The organism is Paraburkholderia sp. (assembly GCF_049581445.1).
Lineage (GTDB): Bacteria > Pseudomonadota > Gammaproteobacteria > Burkholderiales > Burkholderiaceae > Paraburkholderia.
On sequence record NZ_JBAURZ010000314.1, the window covers coordinates 1 to 16,977 of the forward strand.

Annotated in this window: 23 protein-coding genes; 1 reads left to right on the forward strand and 22 read right to left on the reverse strand. The window is 61.1% G+C overall.

Annotated features, from left to right (window positions below):
* On the reverse strand, positions 1-985 hold a 985-nt coding region (locus tag WCA85_RS25735), incomplete at its 3' end, for a hypothetical protein (RefSeq protein WP_424067683.1).
* A 61-nt stretch (positions 986-1,046) separates the two neighbouring features.
* On the opposite strand from WCA85_RS25735, the gene WCA85_RS25740 reads away from it, so the two are divergent.
* Entirely contained in the window at positions 1,047-1,529 is a 483-nt protein-coding gene (locus WCA85_RS25740) for a hypothetical protein (RefSeq protein WP_424067684.1), read from the forward strand.
* Here WCA85_RS25740 and WCA85_RS25745 read toward each other — a convergent pair.
* From WCA85_RS25745 to WCA85_RS25845, 21 genes are all read right to left on the reverse strand, one after another.
* A complete protein-coding gene (locus WCA85_RS25745; protein ID WP_424067685.1) occupies positions 1,526-2,185 on the reverse strand; it encodes a hypothetical protein in 660 nt (219 codons plus the stop codon). The two genes, WCA85_RS25740 and WCA85_RS25745, sit on opposite strands and share 4 nt — an antisense overlap.
* The gene (locus tag WCA85_RS25750) at positions 2,185-3,369 is read right to left on the reverse strand and encodes a baseplate J/gp47 family protein (RefSeq protein WP_424067686.1); all 1,185 of its coding nucleotides are present in this window, start codon (positions 3,367-3,369) and stop codon (positions 2,185-2,187) included. Before WCA85_RS25750 ends, WCA85_RS25745 begins: the two co-directional genes overlap by 1 nt.
* Positions 3,359-3,745, reverse strand: a complete 387-nt coding sequence (locus tag WCA85_RS25755) for a hypothetical protein (protein WP_424067687.1) — start codon at positions 3,743-3,745, stop codon at positions 3,359-3,361. The genes WCA85_RS25750 and WCA85_RS25755 overlap by 11 nt, the downstream gene beginning before the upstream one ends.
* An 8-nt stretch (positions 3,746-3,753) precedes the next feature.
* Positions 3,754-4,398, reverse strand: a complete 645-nt coding sequence (locus tag WCA85_RS25760) for a hypothetical protein (protein ID WP_424067688.1) — start codon at positions 4,396-4,398, stop codon at positions 3,754-3,756.
* Positions 4,395-5,516, reverse strand: a complete 1,122-nt coding sequence (locus WCA85_RS25765; protein WP_424067689.1) for a hypothetical protein — start codon at positions 5,514-5,516, stop codon at positions 4,395-4,397. Before WCA85_RS25765 ends, WCA85_RS25760 begins: the two co-directional genes overlap by 4 nt.
* Positions 5,513-6,535 (reverse strand): LysM peptidoglycan-binding domain-containing protein, encoded by a 1,023-nt coding sequence (locus WCA85_RS25770; RefSeq protein ID WP_424067690.1) that lies wholly within the window; start codon positions 6,533-6,535, stop codon positions 5,513-5,515. Before WCA85_RS25770 ends, WCA85_RS25765 begins: the two co-directional genes overlap by 4 nt.
* Positions 6,535-8,550 (reverse strand): hypothetical protein, encoded by a 2,016-nt coding sequence (locus WCA85_RS25775; protein ID WP_424067691.1) that lies wholly within the window; start codon positions 8,548-8,550, stop codon positions 6,535-6,537. Before WCA85_RS25775 ends, WCA85_RS25770 begins: the two co-directional genes overlap by 1 nt.
* A gap of 11 nt (positions 8,551-8,561) precedes the next feature.
* Positions 8,562-9,038: a Fis family transcriptional regulator gene (locus WCA85_RS25780; RefSeq protein WP_424067692.1), complete on the reverse strand. Its 477-nt coding sequence runs from the start codon at positions 9,036-9,038 to the stop codon at positions 8,562-8,564.
* Positions 9,035-9,517 carry a hypothetical protein gene (locus tag WCA85_RS25785; RefSeq protein ID WP_424067693.1) on the reverse strand — a complete coding sequence of 161 codons (483 nt, stop codon included), beginning with the start codon at positions 9,515-9,517 and terminating at the stop codon, positions 9,035-9,037. The genes WCA85_RS25780 and WCA85_RS25785 overlap by 4 nt, the downstream gene beginning before the upstream one ends.
* Complete coding sequence (locus WCA85_RS25790; RefSeq protein ID WP_424067694.1) at positions 9,514-9,654, reverse strand: hypothetical protein; 141 nt, start codon at positions 9,652-9,654, stop codon at positions 9,514-9,516. The genes WCA85_RS25785 and WCA85_RS25790 overlap by 4 nt, the downstream gene beginning before the upstream one ends.
* Before the next feature lie 29 nt (positions 9,655-9,683).
* Entirely contained in the window at positions 9,684-10,049 is a 366-nt protein-coding gene (locus tag WCA85_RS25795; protein WP_424067695.1) for a hypothetical protein, read from the reverse strand.
* A gap of 2 nt (positions 10,050-10,051) precedes the next feature.
* Positions 10,052-10,486 carry a hypothetical protein gene (locus WCA85_RS25800; RefSeq protein WP_424067696.1) on the reverse strand — a complete coding sequence of 145 codons (435 nt, stop codon included), beginning with the start codon at positions 10,484-10,486 and terminating at the stop codon, positions 10,052-10,054.
* 58 nt (positions 10,487-10,544) lie between these two features.
* Entirely contained in the window at positions 10,545-12,551 is a 2,007-nt protein-coding gene (locus WCA85_RS25805; RefSeq protein WP_424067697.1) for a hypothetical protein, read from the reverse strand.
* Positions 12,552-12,638: 87 nt separating this feature from the next.
* Positions 12,639-12,875: a hypothetical protein gene (locus WCA85_RS25810; RefSeq protein ID WP_424067698.1), complete on the reverse strand. Its 237-nt coding sequence runs from the start codon at positions 12,873-12,875 to the stop codon at positions 12,639-12,641.
* Positions 12,876-12,877: 2 nt separating this feature from the next.
* A complete protein-coding gene (locus WCA85_RS25815) occupies positions 12,878-13,102 on the reverse strand; it encodes a hypothetical protein (RefSeq protein WP_424067699.1) in 225 nt (74 codons plus the stop codon).
* A 7-nt stretch (positions 13,103-13,109) separates the two neighbouring features.
* Positions 13,110-13,931, reverse strand: coding sequence for a hypothetical protein (locus WCA85_RS25820; RefSeq protein ID WP_424067700.1), 822 nt, complete (start codon positions 13,929-13,931; stop codon positions 13,110-13,112).
* Positions 13,931-14,284 (reverse strand): hypothetical protein, encoded by a 354-nt coding sequence (locus WCA85_RS25825; RefSeq protein WP_424067701.1) that lies wholly within the window; start codon positions 14,282-14,284, stop codon positions 13,931-13,933. Before WCA85_RS25825 ends, WCA85_RS25820 begins: the two co-directional genes overlap by 1 nt.
* Positions 14,281-15,219: a hypothetical protein gene (locus tag WCA85_RS25830; protein ID WP_424067702.1), complete on the reverse strand. Its 939-nt coding sequence runs from the start codon at positions 15,217-15,219 to the stop codon at positions 14,281-14,283. Before WCA85_RS25830 ends, WCA85_RS25825 begins: the two co-directional genes overlap by 4 nt.
* Before the next feature lie 3 nt (positions 15,220-15,222).
* On the reverse strand, positions 15,223-15,507 hold the full coding sequence (locus WCA85_RS25835) for a hypothetical protein (RefSeq protein ID WP_424067703.1): 285 nt from the start codon (positions 15,505-15,507) through the stop codon (positions 15,223-15,225).
* A 31-nt stretch (positions 15,508-15,538) separates the two neighbouring features.
* Positions 15,539-15,823, reverse strand: a complete 285-nt coding sequence (locus WCA85_RS25840; RefSeq protein WP_424067704.1) for a hypothetical protein — start codon at positions 15,821-15,823, stop codon at positions 15,539-15,541.
* Positions 15,824-15,918: 95 nt separating this feature from the next.
* Complete coding sequence (locus tag WCA85_RS25845; protein WP_424067705.1) at positions 15,919-16,974, reverse strand: hypothetical protein; 1,056 nt, start codon at positions 16,972-16,974, stop codon at positions 15,919-15,921.
* Between the last annotated feature and the right edge of the window lie 3 nt (positions 16,975-16,977).

Consider the following 16,977-nt stretch of genomic DNA (forward strand, 5'->3'; position numbering starts at 1 on the left):
ACTGCACGGCATGCTTGCTCTGCGTGGCAGGATTCACCTGTTCTGCGCCAGAGCCTTGGCCGACCAGCACGGCCGTGCCCGTGTTCGACTGATATGTTGCCGTGTAATAGCCGCCCGCGACGATCTCGCCGGATTGCAGCGCGCCGGCAGCGCCCGACAACTGGATTGAGCCTGGACCCGCATTGATCGTGACCGCGCCGCTACTGTTGTTCGCCGCGCGGAAATTCAGCGGCATCCCGTCCGCATAGGCCGTGATCGGCGGCGTCAGCGCGATATTGATCTGGTTCGCAGTGCCGCTGGTGTCGACGGCATAGTTCGTCGACTCGGTCTGCATCATCTGCAGGATGCTGGTGACCTGCGGCACACCGGCCGGCACCGCGATGTTGCCCGCAACGACCGTGGTGGCACCGAACGCGACAGTAACGACTGCCAGCGCGGTCCAGCCCGAGTCAACCGTCGGCGCGACCTGCGTGCCGGTCGGCGCAGCGATACCCGCCTTGGCTTGAATGACGCAGACGCCCTGACGTTCGGTGGCCTGCGCGGCGCCGGAGCCACCTTGACCGTTCAAAGGCTGTTGCGGGTTCGCGCTGTTGTAGAAAGGCAGAACGGCTGCGTTCGTGTCCTGATCCTGATACTGCGCTTCGATCAGGTAGCAGATGCTGTAGCCGCCCGTGACGGGTGCCGGCGTCGAGATCGTCTGCGCGGTCATGTTCAGACCTTGCTTGACGATGAAGTCGGTCGTGTCGGCCGGCAGCGCGCCCCATGCCGTTGCATCGACCTCGGTCAGCGAATAGATCTCACCGATACCGACGAGCACGTTCAATGCTGCCGGAGAATTCGGCGCGACAGCCAGCCCGCGCACCATCGTGTTGCCACCCATGATGGCTTGCGCGAGTTTGCCCAGGCCGATCATCGTCGCGCGTTGCGCAAACAGAAAATCGACGCTGCGGCCTTGTTCGGCCGTATATACGGTTGCTCTGTCCATTCTCTTAGCCTTTAGAGCTTCTATAATTAACGTTCCGGAGAACGAATGAAGGAATCAGGTGATGGTCGAAATACCTTTGACGCAAGGCAAAACCGCCCTCATTGATGACGAAGACTTAGAACTCGTCTCGAAACGCAAGTGGTATGCAGAGAAGTCCAGAGATGGACGCCGCTGGTACGCCGCGACGTCGGTCCGGACTCCCGAGGGAAAGAAAACGACGATCAAGATGCATCGGTACATCAAGGGCATTACTGACCGAAAGATCGATTGCGATCACCGCGATCTGAATGGCCTTAATAACCAGAAGCTCAACCTGCGCGTGTGCACTCGCGCTCAGAACATGCAGAACACGCCTGTCAAATCGAACAGCAGTTCAGGTCTTAAGGGAATCGTCTTGCACAAGGCCAGCGGGCTATGGATGGCACGAATCAGGTCGGAAGGAAAACAGCTTTGCCTCGGCTATTTCTATACGCCGGACGGTGCGCATTCCGCCTACTGCAAGGCAGCCGCGGAACTGCACGGTGAGTTCGCACGCACATCCTAAGGCGTGACCGGATTATCCTCAATTCTCATCCAACATACGGTGCCCGTCATCCGGGTCGATTCGACGGCTGCGATGATCGCTGCATCTGTGACCGCGGTGACCGGCTGATCCGACCATGCGCCGTACGAGTCCCACGACCAGCGATACGAATCCAGTTCGCCGAGTGATTGCGCGTTGGTAATCGGGCGGTAAGCCGTGACAAAGCTCTGGTAGGGCATTGGCGCACCCCACTGGCCAACACCAGTGTCCCAGTAGAATCCGCCATCCCAACCACCCGAGTCCGTCGTATTACTCGGCTCGAAGATCGTCGGCACGCGGCCGGTGACCAGTGTGAGCACCGCAGACATGTTTGCGCGCGTAGGTCCCTTGACGAACAGGTTCGCGAGAATGCGCGCGCGAAACGGGCCGTCCTGCTCGTTAGGAAGCCGGGGGAGCGACGTACCGAAAAAATCGTTGGAGATAAGATCGAGATAGCCGTCCGTCGCCGTCGCGATGCGCGTTTGCAGGGTGGCGTAGGTGATCTGCGCGTAGATCGTGGACATCGCCCACGCGGGCCCCTGCAACGTCGCATCGAAGTTTGGAGACGACTGGAACCACGACTTCGGGATCTGCGCCTTCAGACGCGAGAAAAAGTCGTTCTGATCGCCGATGGCCATTAGTTCACCGTTACCGTGCCAGCGACCACAGTCTGTTGAGCGGTCGCTACGAGATCAGACGTGCCACCGTTGATGGTCAGCCCGGTGACGGGGATCGCCACGCCGGGAACGGCCCAGATCGCCGAATAGAGCTGCGAATAGGAGAGCGTGCCGCCAAGCGGAACCGATGCAATGAAGTTCTCGATTGCGGTTTGCACCGCCGCCTCGACGTTCGTCAAGGTGTAGCCGGTCGCGGCAGTCACACTAACGACTATGTTCGCCGTCAGTTGGGATGCCGCGTAGACCGCAAACGTGATGCTGAGGCCTCGAATCGCGTTGATTGCCGAATAGACCGCCGTTTGAAGCTGGGTGGTGAACGGCGAAATGATCACGTAGAAGAAGCCGTACTGCGTCGCGCCCGCCAGCGTCTGGTTCTCTACGATCTCGTACTGGATGCCCTGTTGCACACCTTCGATGGCGGATTCGACAGACGTCGCGATCGCCGCGCGCAGGCTCTGCACCCACAACTGGAAGCGCGCCATCACCGCTTCGTCGGATTCCTGGTTGACGCCGTTGGCGAACGAGTTCGGGTTGTTCACCGTGTCGACGCCGACGATGGCTGTCGAGATGGTTGTGATCGATCCCGCTGCGACGTTCCCCTGAATGCCCGCGTTCGACGCCTGCACGGTGGCCTGTGCGCTGGTAACGCCAGCCGGAATGATGTAAGCGTTAGCCGCTGCGTTCCAGTAAGTCTGGGTCGCATCAGGGATCACCTGAAACGGCTGCGTGCCGTCGGCAGTGAGCACCATCGCGCCGCCGGAATAGCTACCACCGATGCCATTCGCGTTGGCTGTGTATACGCCGGCCGGGATGCTCGCTGCGTTCGTAGGCGTGAAGCGTGCGAATACAATCTGACCAGTCGCCGACACGGCCTGTTCGCGTGGTGGGCATCCAAAGTCCGCTATGAACGAATCGACATCGGAGCCCTCCGATGTGGCCAGTCGCGTGACGGCAAGCAATTGCATTACCAGCGATTGCAGCCACGTTGCGATACCCGCGACCGCCTCAACGCGCGCGAGCTCGAGCGAGCCGACGACGAACGACAGAAAGACGGCGATCGCAGACGGAATCGCCGCCACTGCCGACTGAATCGCCGCGACCTGTTGCTGGACGAGTGTCGTGAAGCTTTGCTGGTTAAGAGCCATATGCCGGAACGTTGAAATTGAGGGTCTGCGGCACACCCGTAGGCGCGTAGATGTAGTTGATCGTCACGCTAAGCAGGCCGGTCGCGTCGTTCTGGTAAGTGAACGTCGGCGCTGGCTGGTTCTGTACGTCCGGCTCGTTGACCAGCACGCTTTTGATCAACGACTGGATTTCCGTCAATTCTTCAGTCGATAACGCACGGCCAACGAACCTGCCGAGTCCCGCGCCATAGGTCGGATGCCAGATATACGTGCCGGGAGGCGTCAGCAGCGCGCGCACGATGCGCTGATTGAGTTCGGTGACACCCGTCACGACAAGGTCATCCCCTGAGGCCGAGAACTGGGTGTCTTGGCCCCACCAATGGAATTCGTCTGCCATGGTCTGCTTTAGTTAGGTGGCGTCGTGATTGCTGTGGCGCCCTGCGCGGTGTGAGTGTGGCCGTGCACGCTCTTGCCTTCGGCCGTGAGGTCGAGGTTGACCGTGACAGGACCGTTGAGAGTTGCATTGCCACCATTCGGCCCGGTGCCCTGCGTCAACTGACCGTCCATCTCAATCTGAGGCGCTGAATTCGTGATTTCAGTCCCAGCGGTGAGCCCAATCGTCTGGCTCGCCTGCATCGCGATCGTCTGCGCGGAGAAGTACATGCCGGTCGCCGCGTTGATGCTGATCGTGCCGTCGTTATTCAGCTTGATGTACGAGCCTTTGCTATCGACGATCGCAGCCTGTCCGGACTGAACGATTGGCGGCAGCGCCGAGTTATTGAAGAACCGACCGCCAACGACGGTAGCCTCGACGCGACCATCCATGAAGTCGAGCCGCACCGAGTCGCCGATGCCGGGCCCGAACACCGCGCCAAAGTTATTGCCAACCCACGGCGCTGACAACGGAATGAATCCCGTCTCCTTCATGGCCGGCATCAACATCACCTTGACCGTGTAGTTGTTCGGGTCGTAGGCGCTGATCTGTCCGTACTTCGTCGATGTGAAGTTCGCCATGAACTCCGACACGACACGCTTGATGTGGTCGATCATGAGAGCGTCACCGTCTGCGCATCGGTCACGGTCTTGCCGTGCACCGAAACTTCAAATCGTGGCGGGTCAGCCTGACAACGACGGCGGATGCGCGCCGCCTCATAGGTTGTATCGAACGGTGTTCCGGTGCCTTGCACGAGCACTGGTGTCCACGGATAGATGATCGTGTCGCCCGGCAGCTTCGCTTCCATCTTCAACTCGTGCTGGCTGATCTGGCCGAGAAGCAGCTGCGCCTTCGCGTCACATTGTGCTTGCGTGAGGTCAGCGAACGTGAAGCTGTATTCCTGCACGCTTTGCGCGAGATCCGCGTCGCGCTCGATACGCTTCGCCGTTTTGGTGGATGTCGCGACCGAGGTGTACACCGCGTTTTTCATGCCGTGATAGCTCATCACCTTGACCGACACGTCGTTCGCGAGCGTCAGGTCATGCTCGAACTCAAGGCTCGTCGCGTTGCACGTCGGGTATGGGCGATCCGTGTTGGGCGGGTCGTACTGGATCAGATACGGCTGGTTCGACAACTGGCTGCCGAATGCTCCGAAATACAGCGTGCGGCCCAGAACGAAGCACTGCAACCCCTCGTGTTGAGCGAGGTACGTCAGAATCGACCACATCGACTGCTGCCGCTGCAGGCTCACATGGTCGAGCGTGAAGAAGTGTCCGACGAGATCCGTCGTGGGCTGCACGTTCGGAGTGAGCCCGACCTGATTCGCGAGATACGTCGCGATCTGGCTCGCCGTCTGGTTCTGAAACTTGATGTCGATCTTTTTGTCAGTGAGGAGCGCCGTTAGGTCGCGCCCCGACAGCGTGATCCCCAGCGTCGCGGCATTCAGCCGGATCGAATCGATACGGTACGTTTGCAGCAACGTCAGATCCGAGGCCGAGTAGTTCAGCGGGTCTTTCGGGAACCCAACGTACACATCAACCAGAATCTCAGTCTGCTGCGTCCACCACGCCCAATCCGCGAACACGGCCGCAACCTCGATGCTGACCGTGCCAGCCTCGTAGATGCCGTTGTGGCCAGCATCCCAACTCGACCAGTCGATCACCTTTGAACCCACCATCAGGATCGCACGCGGAGCAGCGAGCGAACCTGCGGTGGGAAGGGTATTGATCGTCATGGGGGAATCGTCAAGGTGTTAATACCGACCAGAACCGGGTCACTGATGTTGTTCGCTGCGGCGATGTCGGTCCATCGAGTCGCGTCGCCGTATTGCTGGGACGCAATGGTGTACAGGTCACCACCACCGACCGTGATCGTCTTCGAACTCGTTGGCGTCGAAATCAGCGGCAGATTGACCTGCATACGAGCCGTGATGCTGCGCAACTGGTACAACTCAGGCAACTGCACGGCCGCATTCATTCGCGTGAGCGCACTGAACACAGTCGTCGAGGCAGGCAAGCCGGGCAATACGCCGGATCCGGACGCCATTGCCTGCTCGGCACCGGTGATCAGCGACTGCACATGTGACGCAACCGCCGCCAGCGGTGCCACAACCGAAGCCGCGGCACTTTCGACGCTGTTGACGACCTGCGCGGCACAGTTAGCGACGCCCGAAACGAACGACGTCACGGCCTTCAGACCGTTTGCGATGGGCTGCGCCGCACCTGAGAGCGTACCCATCGCGCCCTGCAGGTCGCCCACCAGTCCATTCAGCGTCGAGTCTCCGATGCAGTTCGACAGCGTACTCATGCTCGCCATGTCGGTTGACATTGCTTGAGCCGGGTTATAAGCGGGCAGCGACGTGATGAGCTGCGTCTGATCCTCGACGACCTCGAAACTGATCGAGTAGGGGATCTTGAACGGCTTTTCGTAGGTGGCGTGAAAATCGCTGATCACCACCTGATAGCGGAGCGTGTCCCACGACAGCGTGCACACTGTCCCGATGCGCCGGAATGAATCCAGAACCTGCGCGCGCTGCATGGGTGTGCTGCCCGATCCGGTAGGAACCAGCCATCCGGTCCACGAAATCGGATCGTCGTCGGGTCCCATTGCGTTGACCCGCCGACGACCGCCGATCATCTTCTGGACGTCGAGCAACTGCTTGCCACCGAAAACGATCCGTTCCGGCACGGCCACGTTCGTGAAAATGAACGTCTCGGCCGGTGTGTCGAGTGTCAGGGTGGCGAAGGTGTTCATCAGTTGTACATGCCCATGCTCGGACTATATGGTGTCGAGTCCGGATTGAAGCCGGTCGATCCGGTGCTTTTCGGCGGGATCAACTTCGTTTCGACATGCGCAGCAACGTCATGGCTATCCATCTTGACGTTGACCTGCACGTGCGGATGCGCATACGACGGGTGGCCAGTTGTCACCCCGTGCGCAGCCTTCGGATCAATCCCCTTCGGGTGCCAGCCGGGAGGCGGGGGTGTCGTGGGGATCTTGTCCATCGCCCACTTCAGGCCAGCCGCCAGCGCCAGCGCAATACCGCCAGCGATCGCGGCGCCAATGACGACTTCGCCGCCAATCGCCGCCAGAGAAGCGGAGCCGACTTCGGCTGCGCTCATGCCGAGAAAGGCGCGACCGATAAGGCTGCCGGTCGTAGTGGCAATGTACTTCGAGAGGCCAATGATGGCCTTGTTCACCATTCCCGCCGCACCCTTCGCTCCACTCCAGGCAGTCATGCCCGCGATCGCACCGCCAAACAACAGCCCCACGTCCAAGCCCATCCCCATCGTCGGATGATCCTTGGTGAAGTCCGCCGTCCACTTGAATGCGGAATTGGCCGCGCCCAGGGTTGCATTGACCGGCCCCATCAGCGTTGCGGTGCCATTCATCAGTGTGATATTGGCGTTTGCGATGGTCTGGTCGGCTTTCGCTACAGTGCTCCATGCATTGATATTTTTATCAAGCGCGAGCGGCGGTAGCGCAAAGTCCTTCAGGTCAGACAGGGAGTGAAGATTGGAAAGCGTCGTCTGCTCACTGAAGAATGACGCGCCGCGCGCGCCCTGCGTGCCGAACGCCATCTTCAGCGCTGCGTTGAATTCCAGCGGCGACATCTTCTCGCGATCTTCCGCGAGGATGGCGACTTCCTTCATCAGGTCCAGGCTACCGTTCTTGTAGAACTGTGCCTGATTGCCTTTGTACAGCCCCAGCGCATGAAGCGCCTCGTTCTGCTTCTTGTTCGAAAATAGGCCGCTGCCGAGGGTATTGGGCAGTGCATTGGAAGCCATGGCGTTAAGCCACGTGCCCGATTTCGTATTAAGAAGGCCACCCTGCATCATCGTGGCGATGAGCAGCATCACGTCGCTCGAATTCGCGCCAGCGGCGTGAAGGGACGGCAGCGCGTAGCTGGCCGCTCGCCCGATCTGTTCCAGCGAGGCATGCGTGGTCAGCGACGCCTGCATCATCGCTTCGAACAGTGGTGCCGCATCCTTGGGCGCGTAGGCTCCAGACATGTGCGCGAGACCGATAAAGGCATTCGCCGCATCAGGCAGTTCGACGCCCTTCAGCTTCGCTTCGCCCGCCATGTAGGGCATTGCCGCATCCATCAGCGCGATCTGCTGGGTGGCCGGCAACGTGCGCATCAGGCGCGAGCCTTCCAGCATGGCGTCTGCGAAAGGCTCAATCCTGCCGCCGGTGGCAAACGCATACTGCTGGGCGTATGCCATCTCGCGATCACGCAGCGCTGCCGAGGCGGTGCCCCATTGATCGGGCGGCAGTTGCGAGGTCGCGGCGGCCTTGATGTTTGTGTCACCAAGACGGGCGTTCTCGTAGACTCCCCAGGCCATGCCTGCACCAGCAACGCCCGCCGCAGTAGCCGCGCGATCCGATGGACGACGCTCTGCGGCAGCGGCGCCGCTACCACCGCCGGGACGAATTCCGCCACCGCCGGGTGTGCGCATCCCGTTCGCTTCGGCGCGCGCCGCCGCCATGTTGCGCGCGAGATCACCGCTGCTCGCGGCCATCGTGTCAAGCACATAGCTGGCACGCGTCAATCCAGCAGCGCTATCGCCAAGCGCGGTAGCGGCCGCAGAAGCCTTCTCGAAGTTGCGGGCCATGCCAGCGCCGGCCGTCGACGCCTTGCGGGCAGTTTCGGCGAACGCGAGGATCGAGGCGTTTGCCTTATCCGCCCACTCGACGATCAGCATCAGGCGGCTGCTGACGTTATCTTCGAGCGTCGCGGTGACACCAATGGCGTACGCGTTCAGCATGGGGAATCCCGCTATCCGTTGTTGGCGAACTCGCCATGAAAGTGCGTTGCCGCTGCACATCGAGCCGTGAAAGCCTCTTCCGCCGTGGCGAAGAGCCCAAGGTATTTAACCTTGCGGTTGACGCCGATTTGTGCGCGCCACTTACCGTGCTGCCTGTCGAATGTCACACCCTTGAAACCGCTGGTGTTGCGTTTCGTACGGCCTTTGTTGCAGTTATTCTGCGTGTTGTTGCAGGGCCGTAGATTCAAGCGTGTGTTGTTCAGGCCGTCACCATCGTCATGGTCAGCTTGTGCGTCTCGCGTCATCAAACCAAGGATCAATCGGTGCATGTACAGATAAACGCGTCGACCGTCGGCATCGGTCGCGTGTGTTGCCGCATAGAACGTGTCGTACGGTTTCACCGCATGCCATTTGTACTGGCTCACAAGGGCGTAATCATCGTCATCAATGCGCGCGACGAGACCGCGAGAAAGACGTATCTCAATCATTTTTTTCCTGCGAGAGTGTCTTGAACTGCCTGCCCAACGAGATTCACGACGGTTTCGACGTTGCGATACATAGCGGTCGCGAGGACTGGGCGCGGTGGAATACCTTCGGGGGTGCCTTCTTCCTGCCAGACCATCACGTCCGACTCGCTACCCACCACGAACGCGCGAGGATCGGCTTCATGCTCGATGCTCTCGCGGAGATCGCCCTTCACCAGCAGCGGTGTGTTCGGCCCGGCATCATCGGCCGCTTCGCCATCAACGATCGCTTGAATGTGCTGCTGCTTCGTCGCGTCCTTCAGTTCAGCCCAAGGGTCCAGTTCCCCCATGTCCTCGCGCTGGTAGTGACCGAACTCCGCTTTGGCCTCTGCCGCGACGAGGATCGCGCCCGCTTCCATAGCGGTGGCGTACGCCGCATCGATTTCCAAAGCGGCGCGTTCCATCGCGCGGGCAAATGCGCCGAATGACTTGTATTCCTTCATTTCGGCTTTTCCCACTCCATGCGCGACCAGGAGAACTTGCGGCCCTCCAGTTCGCCGACCGAGACGCAGTACGCCAGCAACTCAGTGCGCGACAGGCGCTCGATCACGCGCCACGGGACCCCAGCCTTTGCCAGCATCAGCGTCTGACGCAGGCCCGAGTCCCGGCTTATTTTTTTGCGGAGTCGACATCTTCCTTCTGATCGAACTGCCTGATTCCCTTCTGGAGCGCCTGCAGTCCCGTGTGACCCAGGCGGCCGATGATTGCTTCGATCTGCAACAGCGTTGTCGGCAGAAGGGTCGGTGCGCCGTCGATCGCACTCAGATAGATGAGCGGCAGACACATCGACACGAAGCGCCCGTTCTCAGCAGCTTCACTCCCCATAGCCAGCACCAGCTTGTACTGCGCGAGCGGACCGGGATAGGTGAGCGTGAGCTTGCGGCCGTCGGTCGTGTCGACGACGATCATGGCGCCATCGCTTGCAGGTTGCGCTGCGGCCACGCCGCTCGTTTCGGTAACGTTGAGTTGGTCCATGTTCAGTTCAGTTGGATGCGGGTGCTGGCAGCGAACGAGCAGCGCTGGATGACGTTCTTCTCGGCTTCAGCATCGCCAGCGTCTTCGAAGAACAGCACGACGCCCTGCAACTGCCACGTGGTCGGAGGGCCGCTGACCTCGTTGATCGTTTCCTGAATGAAGCCGGGCGGCTGGTTGACGCCGGCATAGTACGCGGCTTCAAACTGGGCGAAGTACGAGTCGAGCGTCGAGTCGGCGCGCGAAATCTCGAACGATCCTTCCCAGCCACCCTCCTGGAACGTGAGGATGATCGGCACGCTGTTAAGCGGCTTCACGGTGAGCGTGCTCTTGATCTTCTTCTTCGTGAACTTCAGTAGCGTGGGGAGCGTGAGCAGGCCGTTCGACGTGTAGATGTCGAACCGGCAGTCATTCCCAATATTCAAACCATTTTGTGGCATGGCTTACTCCGGAAATAACAAAAGCCGCCCGAAGGCGGCCCGTATGGTTGGGGAATGACTACAGCGGCGTGACGGTGACGGTCTGGCCGCCCTCGATGTTCACGAGGAAGTACCGCACGATCGACAGGTACGTGACCATCACGTTCGCGACCATGTAGCCGAGCGCGACCTGGCTAAACGGGTTGTTCGCGGCGTTGATCTGCACCGACCAGCCCGGCTGTGTCGGCGCGTTCACATTGCCGATCATGTTGTTGATCTGCAGGTTGGCGAAGAACGCATCCATCGCGCCCTTCACGTTGCGCCGCAGGTTGATCGTCTGGACCTTGCCCGGCACGTAGCCGAACGCGGATGCGATCGTGAACGCGATGTAGTTCGTCATCCGCGTGTAGTTATCGCCGTTCGTCCCGCTGTTGCTGCTCGCGTTGCGGCCGGTGCGTGCTGCGAAGATCGAACCCGCCGGTGCGCCCAGCGTGATCACCTCCAGGCGCGACGTCGCAGCGAGGGCGATTTCCGTGTCGCTGTATGCGTTGTTCTGCAGGCTGCGCTGCGTGCCGATGATGCCGGCGAGCGGCGGGTTGTCGGCATTCAGGATCGACTGCTCCGGACTCGTCGAAGCCTGCTTGGCAGACGAATACGTGGCAGGCGACACCATCCGCTGCACGCCGTTGACCGTGTCGTTGAAGTAGCACCAGTCACCGACGAGGCAGGCGAAGCCGTAACCGTCGACACCGGCGCTGGCGAGGTTAGCCGCGCTGGTCGTGATGCTCGTACCCGGAGGGTTCGCACTGTGGAAGTAGATGCCTTCCTGCAAACCGAGCGCGAGCTGTGCGCCCCACGTGATGGGCGACTGGCAGTCGATCAGGTTGCCGACTTGTGCACCGGACTTGCGCAGTGCATACATGCCGGAGCGGGTCAGGCCATCAGCACCTTGCAGGGTGTTGTCGGTAACGCCAGCAACACCGTCGGTACCGCCCGACATGGTGTAGGTCGCGGTCAGGTTCGGCGCGCTGCTCGACGTGCCGATCGTCGCGATCGCGTTTTGCGACGGACCACGAAGGCCAGACAAGCCGTTATTCACGGCGTTGACCATGTTCAGCCAGACGCTGGTCGTCAGCGCGAGCGAGCCGGGCGTACCAGCGCCGCCGCCGGTCAGCGTTGCCGTCGCGCTGGTGTAACCCGAGCCGGGGTTCGTCACAGTGAATGCGCCGAGACCGTAGACCAGATTCACGAGCGCACCGGTACCGACGCCGGACGTCGAAGACGGCGCGACCGGATTCGTCGGAATAGAGCCGCCGGTCAGTGAGCCAGCATTCGTGACTGCGAGTGCTGTGATGACACCAGCCGACGCAGTGACCGTCAGGAGGATGCCATTCGGCAGCGTGATCGTGTCGTTGGTGACGTAGCCGGTACCGCCGCTCGCACCCCCACCGGTGACAGCGGCCGACAATGCCTTAAGGCTGATCGTGCCGGTCGCCTGCACGCCATTCGATGCTTGCGGAGCCGACAGGGTCAACGCTGGCACTGACGTGTAGCCAGTACCCGGCGTAACCGCGCCGCCGCTCACACCTTGCGACAGATTGTCGAACACTTCAGGCGTGAAGCCGGAGCGTTGGATCTGGAGCCGGTAAGTATTGGCCGCGGTGCCAGCGACGATCGAGGCCGTGATGCCGTTGCCGACGATGCCGGTGTAGATCGCGGTGAGCGTCATGCCGGTGATCGGCGTACCCGCCGTGTCCTTCAGCGCCGCGCTAGCCGCCGTATCGCTGCCGTCCGAAACGCGCACCAGAATGTAGTTCTGGACGTTGTTCAGATCGCCGATGGCCGTCGCCGTCGCGAGATCGCGCAGCCGGTTCGTGACCGGGCCGACCATCTGCTGGGCCTGCGGGCTGTTGCCCACACCCATAATCGGTACGTTGACCGGGCCCCACGAGCCGACGCCGACGAGACCGAGACCATCGGTCGCAACGCCGTTGATGTACGCGACGCCGGGCGGCTGGATGATCACGTACAGGTCCGGCGCCTGCAGCGCCGTAGTGTTCAAACTGCCTGCTTGATAGACCGGCATGGCGTTTCCCAATAAAAAAGGCCGCTCGAAGGCGGCCGTAAACGAAAAAACCGCCCCGGAGGGCGGTCTATGCGAGGGTGGAGCGGGTCAGTGCACCGTGCGTTTTAGCAGGCGAGGAGGGACGCTGAGGTTCGGCTTGTTGCCGTCGAGGAACGAGACACTGATCTGGCGCGCGTAGCGGCTCCAGTCGACACCGAACTCATGGCGCATGATCTGGATGAACTCGCGCTTGATGCGCTGGCACACGACAGGCGTTGCTTCCTGCTCGACAAAGCGCTCGACGGCCTTCCGCAATGCCACGCCGGCGGTTCTGTTCAGATCCATCTTCATCCGATCACCTTGTGCACGCTGCGAGCGTTCTCGCCATTGAGGACGGCCTTGATGGTGACCTCGTCGCGGATCGCATCGCCCTTGCGATACTCGCCAAAAGCATGGCGCACCACGAGGTAGTGACCAAGTGTGTTGACCGGTTCGTTGCCTGCGTCAGTCATATTGCCAGCGACATCAGCGCTATCGATGACCGTATCACCGTCGGATTGAGTCTTTGCCATGGATGCCTCAGATGTTGATGGTTCGCGGCGTGCCGCTCGTCGGAGTGACCGTTACGCCGAAATTCGTCACAGTATTCGTTGTCACTGCTTCGGTGAGCGCGTATTCGACCTCGTACAGCAGGTTGCGCCGGTAGATCTGCTGCTTTTCGCTGCCGTCCAGATCGGTCACGCCGCGAAACAGCATGCGCGCCCACGTGTTGTCCGGCATCACAATGCGCGGCTGCTGCTTGAACGCGAGTTCTAGCGGCCGCCCGACTGCATCGCGGAGCATCTCGGAGGGCGTCCAGATGACGACCATGAAAACCTGCGCCTGACGGCCGATTTCCTGTTGCACTGTCACCGGTACGGAGATGGCGGATTCGAGATCGAACAACCCGTTGATTGTGATCACCGCGCCCGCAGCCGACGCTCCGGGGATGAGCGCGGCCAGCGCGGCGGCGACGGTGTCAATCGTGTCGGTGCTCAGGACCGAATGGCTGTACGGCTGGTAATTCACCCGCAGCGTTGGTGCTTCGCCGGGGTTGATCGCGCCGCCCACTGTGACCCGATTGCCGGCGACGGCTAGCGTGAGTTGCGGTGCCGGAACTGTTGCCTGCGCATCATCGTCCGCGATGAACCGGTTGGTGTTCTTGCCCATACCGGGCATTCCATAGATGCTGATCATGGCATTGCCGGCCGCCATGATTGCCTTCAACTGCTGCGGCACCGGCCAGCCTGAGCGCACGACGACCGTCACCCCTGCGACGCTCATTTGCTGAACGCCATTGGGATACATCGCGGCGCCAGCCAGGCTGCCGAGCGTATTCCTCACATCGGAAATATCGGCCATTACGGCTCCAGACGTTCGACCAGAAGTGCGTACCCCAGCGAATTCCAGTAGGGTCCGGTGACCTGGTATCGTACACCGAGGTCGTCGGTGATGATGTCGTTAGTCTGGATCAGTCCGAGCTGAGCGCTACCCGCCGGAATAAGCACCGTCCAGAGGGACTTCTGCGCTGCGTCCGCCGGCACGTTCGGGTCAGGACGGCCTAACCCCTTCTTTAGCTGGATCGACGCCTGCAGTCCTGTCGCGATCGGTGTCTCGTCGGTCGGCTCGACACCACTGTAATTCGGTGCATAGCCGGCCGCGAGGTCGGTATTCGGGCGAGTGACCGATATGGTGCGCGGATAAATGAAACTCATACGAACAGCTTTGCGCGGTAGGGCGCGAGTAAGGCCTTCGTATCGTCGTCTAGCACGGTCGCCGAGAAGCGTTCGAGCGCCGTATCGCCAGCCTTGTACGTCTTCACAGCGCCCATCTGCGGGACGGCCGCCTGCGCCTGGATGATGTTGACGCACGCCGCCTTGATCTCGGGTGGAATTCCCGTGGCAGGGAAGCCGCCCACGTACCAGAGGTTGATCTCGCTGTAGTACGCGAGCATCACACCCGCTGGCACCCACAGCATCCCGGTTTCGAAGTCGACACCCGTATTGATGACCGGAAAGAACTCCCACACCGGTGGCCCGCCGAAGTGCGACAGCGACGCAAGCAGGTTGAATTCGTCGACCTGATAGCGCGATGACGCGCCGCGCCGGCCGTAGCCATAGCGCCCTTGGCCAGCGAGCAGCCGTGCAACCGGTGTGTACGCCAGATTCGTCACCGGACGACCATCCGGCATGAACTTGTGCTGCTTGATCGTCATGCCAGCATCGAGCGTGCATGGGCCGGGATGGCTGAACACGACGTTTTGAAGCGTGACCTGCACCGGTGGCGTTACGCCAGCGATTGACTGCAGGCCATTGCCGAATGAGACGACCGCGACCGGCTCGGCGATCGCACTATTCGCACGGTCGAGGATCAGCACATCACCAATGTTCAACGCAGCGACGCCGCCCGTTACCTCGATGACAACGTTCTGCCCTGGCTCGATCGGACCCGCGGCCTGGTACGTAATAGAGGGTGCCTTCGCAGCCATCCATCCCGGCGCACCAGTGCCGTCTGGCGACCAGACGAGACCGTCGGGACGCTTGAGGTACAGATCGATCAGCGTCGATGCCGTCGTTACCTGAGCCGCCGACGTGGTGCTCGGCAACCCATACGTCGCGAAGTCACCGGAGGTCAGGTAGGAAGAAGGCATGAATCAAAGTCCGATCAGTGCGTAGGTCGTGCCGGCGGCGCTCCCGATGCCATTCAGGGCATTGGCGAGACCGAAAGGCAACGTGATTGATGCGCCGGGCGCCAGGGTGTAGTCGGCGGTGGTTGCCGTCGCATTGAAGGACAGCGACAGCTTGTTCGTCGCATGGGTGTTCTGGATCGTCACCCAGTTGGAATAGGTGCCCGCTGGGACGATGACCGCACTGGTCGTGCCGACGGTGCTGTTCGAACTGATCCCGGCACCGACAATTGCACCAGTGTTTAGGGGCATTTCAATCTCCAGAAAGGCGATGCGGGGCGCGTTACGCCGAGGTCAGCAGGATGTGCGTGCGAACGCGTTCGTCATGCACTTCGAGCCGTTTCGCCATCGCGAGGTCGGTCATGATCGGCGAGCGCTGCACCAGTCCCGTGTCCAGCAGGTATTTCGCGAGGTTGGTCGGCACGTCCGAGGCTTTTCCGTCGACGAACTTCACCGAGAACGTCAACGGCGTGCCGTCGGCCATCAGAAAATCGGACGTCGGGAATTCCTTGCCGGGCTGGACGATGATCAGGTGATCGCGCTTGCCGGTGGTGAGAAAGATGTCCATGCCAGTCCTTTGGTTGAAGAAAAGAAAAAGGGCGCTGGTTTGACCCAGCGCCCCTCGGATACCGCACTGAAGCGGCTAGTCTTGCGACCCGTCTATTACGTGCCCACGACCGCGACAACAGCGTGCGCGTAGCTGTAGCCCTTCACGATCAGCGCGTCGAACTGCACGCCGACGAACTGGCCAGCCAGATTACCGGTCAGGCCGAGTTGGAAGATACGCGGCTTGCCGTCGGTGCCCTTGCCGATGTAAGCGATTTCGAGCATCGACTCCGTCACGATCGCGGCGTAGTAGTTGTTCAGACCCGAGCCGGGGTTGTTGAAGCCATACTTGCCGGACGAATCCGTCGGCATGTACGGATCCGGGATCAGCGGCAGATCGCCCGCCTGCGTGGCGAGGTACTTCACCGAGATACCGGCGACGACATCCTTCGTCTTCAGTTCGATGTGCGATGCCTTCGCTTCCTTTTCGATCTTGTCGATCAGGAGCGGGTTCATGTAGATCGCGGTAGGCTTCGGCTTGAACACGACGTTGGCCATCATCGTCGCAACCATCGTCTTCAGGCCGTCGATGATCGACGAACCGAAGGGGATCGTGGCCTGCTGCGTGATCTGCTCGAGCGCACCGACCCATTGCAGAGTCGTCGGGACCAGCAAGGACGTGTCCGTGCCGTTCCAGAACATGTGCGCGCGCAGCACGATAATCGCGGTGATGATGTCTTCGACGTCCTTGGCCTGCAGCGCGGCGAACTGGCCTTGCTGCTCGGTCACATCGCGGTCGAACAGCGAGAGGTTCGACTGGGCGACGCTCGCCTTGATGAACGCGGCGCGTTCGACGCGGGTCGGGCCCGATGCCGTTGCGCTCAGATTGCGCGGGTCATTCGACGTTGCCGTCGCGATCGCGATCTGTTCGAAGTAGCGGTGCGGGTGGCCGGTTGCCGGGACATGCGGCGTGCGTTCGAGCGCAACGGATTCGCGACGGATCAAGTCGACGATCTCACGTTCGAACACCGGCACTTCGAGCGCACCGGGACCGCTGTAATCGGCAGCGGCCGAGATGGCGAGCGGGCTGGTGCCCTGCGAGCCCAGAGAATTCCCGAGCGCGAGAAGGGCGGTATCGTCCTTCGTATCAGCCGCGCGTGCAATGATAGTCATGGC